Source organism: Hymenobacter qilianensis, from assembly GCF_014638675.1.
Taxonomy (GTDB): domain Bacteria; phylum Bacteroidota; class Bacteroidia; order Cytophagales; family Hymenobacteraceae; genus Hymenobacter; species Hymenobacter qilianensis.
In genome coordinates this window covers 341,872-352,826 of the sequence record NZ_BMFN01000002.1, presented here as the reverse complement: position 1 = coordinate 352,826, position 10,955 = coordinate 341,872, and the positions used below count along the sequence as shown (strand labels likewise).

Below are 10,955 nucleotides of genomic sequence, written 5' to 3'. Positions count from 1 at the left end.
GTTGAATTTTGCCGCAAAGATGATGGAATAATCCGGCCACTCACCTATACCGGCTTAATTATCAGTGCAGCGCTAGGCCCAAAGTTGGAGTTGCTAGAGCTGTATAAGAGCAAATATTTTAGGCAAGTAGTTCATTCGTTATTGGTTGAACAAATTCTATATGACTGCTTAATTCCATTGCCGCGTAAGCCAGTAGTTTATTACCTTTGTAAGTCTGGCTACCGGTCTACTCTCCGGTTTGTCTCAGCAGTGCCTTTTTAGCACGCTTCGCAATCTACATTTTGTATGGCTTCAGGTAAGACTACCAAAACCACCACTCGTCCGGCTTCTAATTCCTCAGCATTGTCTTCGGGATCCACAGATGCTGCCGTTGCTGCAGTCGATAATAACCAGTCACAGCGAAAAGAAGCCCCAATTGGTAGCGCAATAACGCGCAGACGGGTCAGCACTCGCAACCTCGATAAAACGCAGGATGACGGCTACGTAAATGAGCAGCTTACCCGGGTTCTGTATGCGCTAGATGCTTTTAAAAAGGGAGACGTTTCAGTGCGGCTGACCAAGCAAAACGACGACATCTTCGCTGACATCGCTGAGGCTTACAACTCGATGGTGGAAATGATCGGCGGCGTGGGGGGCGAAGTATCGCGCATTTCAAAAGTTGCCGGCGTAGAGGGTAACCTTAAAGCCCGCGCTTCCGGTGAGAACGCCTCGGGTTTCTGGCGCGACATGATCAACAATATCAACGGTTTGATGGATAGCATCGCCGTTCCGGTATTGGAAGTAGGTAAAGTACTTAAGAACATCTCCAAGGGCAACCTAGACGAGACCTTCCAAATTCCTGTTTCGGGCGACTTCAAAGTGATGGCCGAAACTATCAACAAGACCATTGACAACCTCAACCTGTTTGCCGGCGAAGTAACGCGGGTAGCACAGGAAGTGGGCACGGAAGGTAAACTGGGCGGACAAGCTTCGGTACCGAACGTGGGGGGCATTTGGAAGGAGCTGACCGACAACGTGAACTACATGGCCTCGAACCTGACCAGTCAGGTGCGCGATATTGCCAACGTAGCTACCGCTGTAGCCAAGGGCGACCTCACCCAAAAAATCACGGTAGATGTAAAGGGTGAGCTGCTGCAACTCAAGCAGAACCTGAACCAGATGGTGGACTCACTCAACCTGTTTGCTGGCGAAGTAACCCGCGTAGCTCTCGACGTAGGCACGGAGGGCAAGCTTGGTGGACAGGCCTCAGTGCCCAACGTTAGCGGGGTATGGAAAGACCTGACCGATAACGTAAATAATATGGCTTCGAACCTGACCAGTCAGGTACGGGACATTGCCAACGTAGCCACCGCTGTAGCCAAGGGCGACCTGAGCCAAAAAATCACGGTAGATGTAAAGGGCGAGCTGCTGCAACTCAAGCAGAACCTGAACCAAATGGTGGACTCGCTGAATATGTTCTCCGGCGAAGTAACGCGGGTAGCACAGGAAGTGGGCACCGAAGGCAAACTCGGCGGTCAGGCTTCGGTACCGAACGTGGCTGGCGTGTGGAAGGAGCTGACCGATAACGTAAACTACATGGCCTCGAACTTGACCAGTCAGGTACGAGATATTGCCAACGTAGCTACCGCTGTTGCGCGCGGTGACCTGAGCCAAAAAATCACGGTAGATGTAAAGGGCGAGCTGCTGCAACTCAAGCAGAACCTGAACCAAATGGTGGACTCGCTCAACCTGTTTGCCGGCGAAGTAACCCGCGTGGCATTGGAAGTAGGTACCGAAGGAAAGCTGGGCGGCCAGGCTTCGGTGCCCAACGTGGCTGGCGTGTGGAAGGAGCTGACCGATAACGTGAACTACATGGCCTCGAACTTGACTTCGCAAGTTCGAGATATTGCCAACGTAGCTACCGCCGTAGCTCGGGGAGACTTGAGCCAAAAGATGACAGTAAACGTGAAGGGCGAAATTCTGGAGCTGAAGAACATTCTGAACCAGATGGTGGACTCGCTGAATATTTTCGGTGACGAAGTAACCCGCGTGGCCCGCGAAGTGGGTACCGAAGGCAAGCTGGGTGGTCAAGCCAATGTGCCTCGTGTAGGCGGAACCTGGAAGGAGTTGACGGATAACGTAAACACGATGGCCGCCAACCTGACCCTACAGGTACGCGACATTGCCAACGTAGCCACCGCTGTTGCCAAAGGCGACTTGACTCAGAAAATTGTAGTTGATGTAAAAGGCGAGCTGTTGGATTTGAAGGACAACATCAACCGCATGGTGGATTCCTTGAACATCTTCGCCGGCGAGGTAACCCGCGTAGCCCGCGAAGTAGGTACGGAAGGTATTCTGGGCGGCCAGGCCAATGTACCGAGTGTAAGTGGAACCTGGAAAGACCTGACCGACAATGTAAACACGATGGCCTCGAACCTGACTTCGCAGGTACGAGATATTGCCAACGTAGCTACCGCTGTAGCTAAAGGTGACCTGAGCCAAAAAATCACGGTAGATGTAAAGGGTGAGCTGCTGCAACTCAAGCAGAACCTGAACCAGATGGTGGACTCACTCAACCTGTTTGCTGGCGAAGTAACCCGCGTGGCGCTTGACGTAGGCACGGAGGGCAAGCTGGGCGGTCAAGCCAACGTACCGAGTGTAAGTGGTACGTGGAAGGCATTGACCGACAACGTAAATACCATGGCATCGAACCTGACTTCGCAGGTGCGGGACATTGCCAACGTAGCTATTGCCGTTGCCAAAGGCGACCTGAGCCAGAAAGTATCGGTCGACGTTAAGGGCGAGCTGTTGGATTTGAAGGACAACATCAACCGCATGGTGGACTCGCTGAACATCTTCGCCGGTGAGGTAACCCGTGTAGCACAGGAAGTAGGTACGGAGGGCAAACTCGGTGGCCAAGCCAATGTGCCCAGCGTGAGCGGAGTTTGGAAAGACCTGACCGACAACGTAAATACCATGGCCTCGAACCTCACCACGCAGGTGCGGGGACTAGTAAAAGTAGTAACGGCTGTATCGCAGGGTGACTTGACCCAAAAGCTGACTTTGGACGCTAAAGGCGAAGTTGCTGAACTAGCCGATACAATCAACCGCATGGTGGACGACTTGAACCGCTTGGCGGTAGAAGTTAGCCGTGTGGCTAAAGTAGCGGGTGTGGAAGGTAAGCTGACGGAGCGTGCTACAGTAGGCGGTGTAAGCGGCTCTTGGAAAGAACTGGTAGACACGCTGAACGAACTGCTCGAATCTATTGCTTCCCCGGTTCTGGAAGTTAGCCGCGTAGTGCGGGCCATTTCGGAAGGTGACCTGACTCAGCGCGTAGAAGTACCCACCGCTGGCGACATCATGGCGATGTCGAATGCTTTGAACCTAGCTGTTGAAAACCTAAACGAACTGCTGGGTGAAATCAACGATTCGTCGCAGGTAGTAGGGACTTCCTCGGAAGAAATGGCCGGTAAGGGTCAGGAGATGAGCCGCGTAACCGTTGACGTGGCGTTGGCCATGCAGCAAATGGCAGAGGGTGCTCAGAACCAAGCCTTGAAAACAGACCAGGCCTTCAAGCTGATTGAAGAAATCATGCAGGCTACGAAGGAAACTGCCGGGAAGGCTGATGTGGTGAACAAAGCCGCTATCCTGGGTGAGCAAACCTCGCAGCTTGGTCTGAAAACGGTGGCTGAGGTGGTAAAGAACATGGAAGAAATTTCCAACGCCGCTGCCCAAACGTCTAAAACGATTGAAGTATTGAGCACGCGCAGCCAAGAAATCAGTAAGTCGCTGGGAGTAATTACAGACATTGCTTCGCAAACCAACCTGCTGGCTTTGAACGCCGCTATTGAGGCAGCCCGGGCAGGTGAGGCTGGTCGAGGCTTTGCAGTAGTAGCCGAAGAGATTCGTAAGCTGGCAGAAGGCTCGCGCAAGTCGGCAAGTGAAATCGCTACGCTGGTTGACGACGTACGCAAGGATACAAGCTCAGCTGCTACGGCTATTTCAACCATGGAAGGCCGAGTATTGAAGGGTAAAAACGCAACGTTTGAAGCCAGCTCCGCCTTTAAAAACATTGCAACGAGCAGCGGCGAAACGCTACGCACTTCCCGCGACATTCTCACAGCTACCGAAGTTCAGAAAATCAGTATCGGCGACGTAGTGAAGTATGTAGAGGAAGTTGTAGCTATTGCTGAGCAAACGGCGTCTGGTACGCAGCAAGTGGCAGGTACGGCCAAGCAGCTATCTACTTCTATGCAGGAACTGACGGCATCCAGCCAAAAGCTGACAGACATTGCTGATGACTTGCAGGTTGGTCTGTCGGCCTTCCAGCTGATGGAGTATCTGGAGCCAGAGCCGGAACCAGAGCCTCGTCGTAGCCGCCAGCGCTTAGCTCAGATGACGCAGCCTCGTAATGGCCAAACAGTTGCGCCTAAGCCAACTGCTCAAAGGGAACGGCCTGTTCGTCGTAATGACGTTGCTCAACCAGCGGCGACGACTACTCAGGCGGCCAGACCCGCACGGGGGGGCAAATCACCGGAAGCACCTGCCACAGAAAAAGCGGCGTCGCGGCGTCCGGCGCCTGTAAATGGAAAATCGGCGGAGTCGCAGCCGGCAAATGGAGCCGATAAGAAGGCTCCAAAAGCTCGGGCCAAAGCGAAAGCCAATTAATTCCTCTCAGGTCTAATTACAGGCTTGCTACTGCTCTCAAGAGGCAGTGGCAAGCCTATATCAACTTTGTTCATGCCTGAAATAGAGTCGAATAGCGAAAAGAAAGTTGTTAAGCAGCAAGCGCTTATCCAATTAATTGTGTTCCGATTGGGGCGCGAAGAATACGGTATTCGCATCGAGCAAGTGAAAGAGGTAACTATTACCCCAGAAATTGCACGTATGCCCAAGACGCCTTCTTTCGTAAAGGGAATTGCCAATCTGCGCGGCGATATCATCGCCATTATTGATTTGGAGGAAAGATTTCAGCTGCGCTCGACTACAGAAGCGTTGCCAGCCATCACGTATACTCTAGCGATTGAAGCCAAAGACTATACGATTGGACTGGTGGTACGCGAAGTGCCGCAGCCATTGTCGATTCCGGTTTCGATAATCGAGAAAGCACCTGAATTTATTCAGGATGCCAACATTCAGGACAAATACATTGAGGGAATTGCTAAGCTGGACGGCCGCATTATTATTGTGCTTGATATGCTGAAACTCCTCACCCCGACGGAAATAATGCAGCTTCAACCCAAAGCCTAATCTTAGTGAGTGGCAGCCCGTACAAGGGCTAACACTGCTGTTTAGCTTATTCCCCGTTTTTTCCTTCTACTGATTCTACTTTTATGAAAAACCGCATTCTCATCGTGGACGACTCCTTCTATATGCGCACGATGCTAAAGAATATGCTAACTGATGCTGGCTACGAGGTGGTAGGAGAGGCCGCCAATGGTCAGCAGGCGCTGGAAATGACGAGTGCTACCAATCCTGATCTGATTACGCTCGATGTGATTCTGCCTGATAATACGGGTCTTGATGTGCTGAAGGGAATCCGGCAGGTAAACCCTACCGTGAAAGTGGTAATGTGCAGTGCGGTGGGGCAGGAAATAATTGTGAATGAGGCGCTTGAAAGTGGTGCTTCGGCTTATATCGTAAAGCCTTTCTCCGAGGAAAAGGTACTCGAGATTGTAGGCAGTGCTTTACAAAACTCGGAGGAAACCGGCGCCTAAGGTCAGATTTGCCCCCAAGGCATACTTTCACTTTTGTCGTTCCGCTTTTTTACTCCGCGCTTCCACCTATTCCGTGCCCTTTTTACCCGTCCCTTTTACTGTTTTGCTTGGTAAACTCCCTGCTTTGGTGCAGTTGGAACTGACTCGCTTGCTGCAATACGAGCTGGGTTTCCACGTGGTAGATTCGGCTGATAGTGCCGATGAGTTGGTTATTCTGGCTCGAAGGTTTCGGCCCGCATTAGTAATTCTGGACGAGTACAGCCTGCCGGATCTGGATCGGTTACAGCAGCAGCACTCGTGTCCGGTGCTTCTTTATGCTGCTGCCATTCCTTTGGCGGGTGTTTTGTGTGTAACTGCTCGTTGGGGAATATATGATTACATCGCGCCTTTGCAATTAGGCGCTGAACAGGCATTTCGGCGGGCTGTACTTCAGCAGTTGCAGGCTATGCCCATTATGCCGCGTGTAGCCACTTTTATTAGTCCGCTCCGTCATATAGTTAGTGCTCAGCCCCAGAGCCTGACGGTGATAGGCGCCTCTACGGGTGGCACCGCCGCTGTGGAGCAACTGGTACAGGCATTGTGCCCCGGCTTGCCATCTACTTTGCTTATTGCGGTGCATTTGCCCGCGTACTTTACCGCTTCATTCGCTAAGCGCTTACAGCGACTGACCCCGTTGCCAGTTAAAATAGGCGTTGCGGGAATGCCCATAGAAGAGGGGCAGATTATTATAGCTCCTGGGGGGCAAAATATGGTACTGAAGCCTGTGCAGCGCGGCCCTTGGCGAGTATGGCAGATTGGTTTCAGCACAAAGCCCAACCTGTCGGCTGATGCCCCATCTATCGATATGCTGATGCGTTCGGCTGCTAAGGCAGCCAGCTCGCGGGCGCTGGGTATAATCCTGACTGGTTTGGGGCAGGACGGAACCGGGGGCGCTAAAGCAATCCGGGCGCGTGGAGGCCAAGTTATAGCGCAAAGCCAGGAGTCAGCGGCTTTATTTAGCATGCCTGGTTCCGTGATTCGGGCTGGACACGCCAACGCCGTATTGCCACTAGATCAGATTGCGGAGATTATAAATCAGCGCGCTGCGCTGCCTGCTCCAGCTGCCTGTATTTCTCTAACTCTAGCAACCGTAAACTAATGAAGTCACGGGAACAAGAGTACCGGGAGATATTTATGTCCGAAGCGCTGGAGTATTATGACGCCATGAGCCGTCATATCAGTGAGCTGGAAAAAAATCCGGAAGATACAGCCGCTCTGAATGAGCTTTTTCGGCTTATGCATAACCTCAAGTCCAACGCACGTGCGATGGGCTACAATCAGATTGGCGAAGTCTCGCATGAGATGGAAACCATATTTGGTTTGATCAGAGACAAAGAGAAATCCTTTGCTGGAACAGTCGTTCCGGTGTTGTTTACCGGCGTCGATACACTGGGCGCCATGATTCGGGCCGTTGGGGAAGAGGCTGAAATGCCCCCCACCGACGATTTACTTGCCAATCTTGATCGGTTAGTTCAAGGAGAAGAGCCTATCCTGATTACCGCCGAGTCGGACACTGATGAAGAAGCTGGACGCAAGCTTGAGCTGTCTGATTTGGTTTATATCCAGATCAAAAAGCTGGACCACCTGCTCAACTTAGTAGGTGAGCTGATTATTGACCGCGACCGGATCATGACTCTGGGCCGGGAAATTGGAAATCCGGCGCTGCAAGCGGCTGCTTCACACCTGTTTCGTATTACTGACGAGCTGCAATACAGTGTGATGGATGCGCGCCTGGTAAATGTCGGTTCGCTCTTCAATAAATTTCCCCGCGTGGTTCGCGACGTGGCTGCATCGGAGCAAAAGGAGGTGACACTGCGGCTGGAAGGACAGGACATTCAGATTGACCGGAATATCCTTCAGATTATCACCGATGCCCTGCTGCATCTGGTACGCAATGCCATTGCCCACGGCATTGAAACGCCTCAGGAGCGGCAGAAAGCAAACAAGATTCCCGCCGGGCGTCTGACACTCTCCGCCCAAACGGAGCGCGACGATGTACTGATCCGGGTAGCTGATGATGGTCGTGGTATTGATGTAGAAAGCGTACGGCGTAAGGCAATAGAGCGGGGCTTGGTGAGAGCTGATGTAGCTGCCAACCTCGACGCGAATGCGGTGCGGGCGTTCCTGTTTGAGCCGGGCTTTTCTATGGCCAAGGAGGTAACGGAAATATCGGGTCGGGGCGTGGGCTTAGATGTGGTGAAGCTGGCTATTGACTCGCTTGGGGGGCAATTGCGGGTCGAGTCAGAGCTAGGCCAGGGTACTGTTTTTACCTTGGTGCTGCCTACGTCTATTGCTGTAAAAGGAGCCCTGCTGTTTGAGTTGGAGGAGCGTAGCTATGCTATTCCGCTCATGCACACCGATTCGGTTGTGGCTATGGAGCCTGAGGAGCTACACGTAGTAGGAGGGACGCTGATGGCACGTATTCAGGAGGAAAACGTACCGATAGTAAACCTGAAAACCCTGCTTCATAGCGGCGATGGGCCTTTACCAGCCGCCATTCATGAAGAGTTGGTGGGGCGGCAGCGCATCATCATTGTGGATTATAATAACCGTAAGCTGGGGTTGATTGTCGATCGTTTTTTGCGTCAGCAAGACATTGTAATCAAGCCCGTGAGTAAACCGTTGGATACCATTGACTTATTCGGGGGCGTGACGCTGCTGGGCAGTGGGCATGTATGCCTTGTGCTCGATGTACCAGCATTAACTCGACTATTCTTGGCCAAACGACCTTAAAACACGTATTGCAGATTTCGAAACTGCCTATAGTGGCTTTTTCGTACCAACTGACTGAATTGTATGGATTTGCACATGACGGAACTGGAGCGAGACATTATTCGGGAAATACTGAATATTGGCTTGGCTCGCGCCGCCGATTCTTTTGCTTCTATTGCCCAGGAAACCGTGTTACTGGAGGTTCCCAGCCTCGACTTGGTACCTGGAACCAGTGTTCTGGAGCGCGTAAAAGTGTACGAGAAGGACCACGTTGTAATTCAGTCCGATATCAAGGGTGAATTCAATGGCTCAACGCTGATGTTCTTCTCGGGGCAGCATGTGCAGCGCCTGTCGCGGGTATGCTTGCGTCTGACTAAGCCTGAGTCGGTGGAAATAGATGAGTTGCAGGAGTCGCTATTACTGGAAATCAGTAACATTATCACGGGTGCTCTGGTAACACAGCTGGCTAATATCCTGAAGGCCAATATTTACGGCGCGCCGCCTATTGCTCCCAAAGGCCACCTCGATTCTTCCCTAACCCGGTTGGTGACGCAAAATCCGTTATTTCAGCCTATGGTTTTCTCGGTTATCACACAGTTCTCCGACAAAAACAACTCGGTTGAATTGCCGTTGATGCTGTTCTTCGACCGTGAGACTTTCGTCAAAATTTTGGATATTATTCGTACTTACGACTTTCTCAACGGTCAGCAAGCCGCGCGTTAACCAGCCCTCTAAGGCACAAAAGCTGTCATTTTTGGTAGATATCAACTGTCGCGGATTACGAATCGCGGCTGGTTGAACCACCCAAAATGACGGCTTTTTTATTGCGCAGTTCCGCGCTGAGTTTATAAAATAATACCGCTTTTTTGTAGCGCCGTCTTGGCGCTTATTTCCTTCTTTAATTCGTTTGTCATGTCGAATTATCATTCATCAAATCTTGAAAAGAAACTGGCCTCGTTCGATCCCAATGCGTTGGGAGACACCGCGGGGGGCATTTTTGGGTTGCCTTTCACCGTTGAAGAGGCGCAGGTAATTGTGGTGCCGGTGCCTTGGGAAGTGACGGTTTCATATCGGGCAGGCACAGCACTGGGCCCAGCCGCTATCCGCGAAGCCTCCTTACAAGTCGACCTCTACGATCCGGACATTGCGGATGCCTGGCGCCTCGGCCTAGCAATGGAAGAGGAAGATGAGAGCTGGGCCGCCGAAAGCCGCGAGCTGCGCGAGCAGACTTCCGGCTACATTCGGTGGCTGGAAGATGGTCAGCCGGCCGAAAAAGCCCCCCAGCATGCTACGGCTACTAGTCAGGCTACTGTTCGGGGCAAAGCACTGCTGGAGTGGCTCAAGCAAAAAGCCGGTGCTCACCTCGATGCCGGCAAGGCGGTAGCGGTATTGGGTGGTGACCACAGCACGCCTTTGGGTTACATTCACGCACTGGCGGAGCGCCACGAAGAGTTCGGTATTCTGCAGATCGATGCGCATTGTGATTTGCGCCCGGCCTACGAAGGCTTCGAGTATTCGCACGCGTCCATCATGTACAATGCGCTGCAACTGCCCCAGGTAAAAAAGCTGGTGCAGGTAGGAATCCGTGATTTTTGCCAGCAGGAAGCAGAGCTGGCTGAGCGCAGCAATGGCCGCATTATCATGTTTCCAGAGCGCTTTCTGCGGGAAGAGCTGTATGGGGGCAAATCGTGGCGGAAGGAGTGCAAGAAAATTATCGCGCAGCTACCCCAGAAAGTATATATAAGCTTTGATATCGACGGCCTCGATCCAAAGCTTTGCCCCGGCACCGGCACACCCGTGCCTGGCGGTTTGGAGTTCGAGGAAGCGCTTTATCTCATTCGGATGGTAGTGCGCTCTGGTCGTGAAATTATTGGCTGCGACTTGAATGAAGTAGCCCCCGGCGACACCGATTGGAATGGTATTGTGGGCGCCCGCCTGCTGTATCAGCTCTGCAACTGGATGGCCGTATCGCAAGGGCGCATTGCTGCCCGCGACATGAAGAAAGTAGAAGACGAAGAATAGGTTCTCAACGATATTTGCTTTTTTGCGTACCGTAATCCGACCCACGGTTGTGGGTCGGATTTTCTTTGTTCACTTATCAAGCTTCCTCAATGGGATTTTTACTTAAATTCATTCTCACGGCAATCGTCACCTATGCCCTGGCTTACTTTCTGCCCGGTGCTCACCTCGATGGCTTCGGGGATGCGCTGTTGTTGGTGCTGGTGCTGGCCATACTGAATGCGGTACTGAAGCCAATTCTTAAAATCCTAGGTTTCCCCATCACGGTTCTTACGCTGGGCCTGTTTCTACTGGTTATCAATGCCGTGATTGTATTGCTGGCCGATTATGTATTGCCCGGCTTCAAACTCGATGGCTTCTTGGCAGCCCTGCTTTTCAGCATTGTATTATCGTTGGTAACGAGCGTCATCGATATGGTCATTGACTAGTATCCTACCCCATAAAAAAGCCCCCCAGACATCGTCTGGGGGGCTTTTTTATGACTTGTAA

At 52.1% G+C, this 10,955-nt stretch carries 8 protein-coding genes; all 8 read left to right on the top strand.

Translation table 11 applies throughout. From position 1 onward, the window contains the following. Nucleotides 1-285: 285 nt before the first annotated feature. The 8 genes from IEW06_RS09405 (at nt 286) to IEW06_RS09370 (ending at nt 10,894) form a co-directional block, all read left to right on the top strand. Nucleotides 286-4,647: a HAMP domain-containing protein gene (locus IEW06_RS09405; RefSeq protein ID WP_188548167.1), complete on the top strand. Its 4,362-nt coding sequence runs from the start codon at nt 286-288 to the stop codon at nt 4,645-4,647. Nucleotides 4,648-4,719: 72 nt separating this feature from the next. Then, nucleotides 4,720-5,229, top strand: a complete 510-nt coding sequence (locus IEW06_RS09400; protein ID WP_187732309.1) for a chemotaxis protein CheW — start codon at nt 4,720-4,722, stop codon at nt 5,227-5,229. An 83-nt stretch (nt 5,230-5,312) separates the two neighbouring features. After that, complete coding sequence (locus IEW06_RS09395) at nt 5,313-5,696, top strand: response regulator (RefSeq protein ID WP_187732308.1); 384 nt, start codon at nt 5,313-5,315, stop codon at nt 5,694-5,696. A gap of 103 nt (nt 5,697-5,799) precedes the next feature. Then, a complete protein-coding gene (locus IEW06_RS09390; protein WP_188548166.1) occupies nt 5,800-6,834 on the top strand; it encodes a chemotaxis protein CheB in 1,035 nt (344 codons plus the stop codon). After that, nucleotides 6,834-8,468 (top strand): chemotaxis protein CheA, encoded by a 1,635-nt coding sequence (locus IEW06_RS09385; RefSeq protein WP_187732305.1) that lies wholly within the window; start codon nt 6,834-6,836, stop codon nt 8,466-8,468. Before IEW06_RS09390 ends, IEW06_RS09385 begins: the two co-directional genes overlap by 1 nt. 63 nt (nt 8,469-8,531) lie before the next feature. Further along, the gene (locus IEW06_RS09380) at nt 8,532-9,170 is read left to right on the top strand and encodes a chemotaxis protein CheC (RefSeq protein WP_223284581.1); all 639 of its coding nucleotides are present in this window, start codon (nt 8,532-8,534) and stop codon (nt 9,168-9,170) included. A gap of 189 nt (nt 9,171-9,359) precedes the next feature. Beyond that, nucleotides 9,360-10,469 carry an agmatinase family protein gene (locus IEW06_RS09375; RefSeq protein ID WP_188548165.1) on the top strand — a complete coding sequence of 370 codons (1,110 nt, stop codon included), beginning with the start codon at nt 9,360-9,362 and terminating at the stop codon, nt 10,467-10,469. 89 nt (nt 10,470-10,558) lie between these two features. Next, entirely contained in the window at nt 10,559-10,894 is a 336-nt protein-coding gene (locus IEW06_RS09370) for a phage holin family protein (RefSeq protein WP_187732304.1), read from the top strand. Nucleotides 10,895-10,955 lie beyond the last annotated feature (61 nt).

What these genes read in the sequence shown, in the direction of transcription:
- IEW06_RS09405 (WP_188548167.1), top strand. Translation starts at nt 286, where the DNA reads ATGGCTTCAGGTAAGACTACCAAAACCACCACTCGTCCGGCTTCTAAT.
- IEW06_RS09400 (WP_187732309.1), top strand. Translation starts at nt 4,720, where the DNA reads ATGCCTGAAATAGAGTCGAATAGCGAAAAGAAAGTTGTTAAGCAGCAA.
- IEW06_RS09395 (WP_187732308.1), top strand. Translation starts at nt 5,313, where the DNA reads ATGAAAAACCGCATTCTCATCGTGGACGACTCCTTCTATATGCGCACG.
- IEW06_RS09385 (WP_187732305.1), top strand. Translation starts at nt 6,834, where the DNA reads ATGAAGTCACGGGAACAAGAGTACCGGGAGATATTTATGTCCGAAGCG.
- IEW06_RS09380 (WP_223284581.1), top strand. Translation starts at nt 8,532, where the DNA reads ATGGATTTGCACATGACGGAACTGGAGCGAGACATTATTCGGGAAATA.
- IEW06_RS09375 (WP_188548165.1), top strand. Translation starts at nt 9,360, where the DNA reads ATGTCGAATTATCATTCATCAAATCTTGAAAAGAAACTGGCCTCGTTC.
- IEW06_RS09370 (WP_187732304.1), top strand. Translation starts at nt 10,559, where the DNA reads ATGGGATTTTTACTTAAATTCATTCTCACGGCAATCGTCACCTATGCC.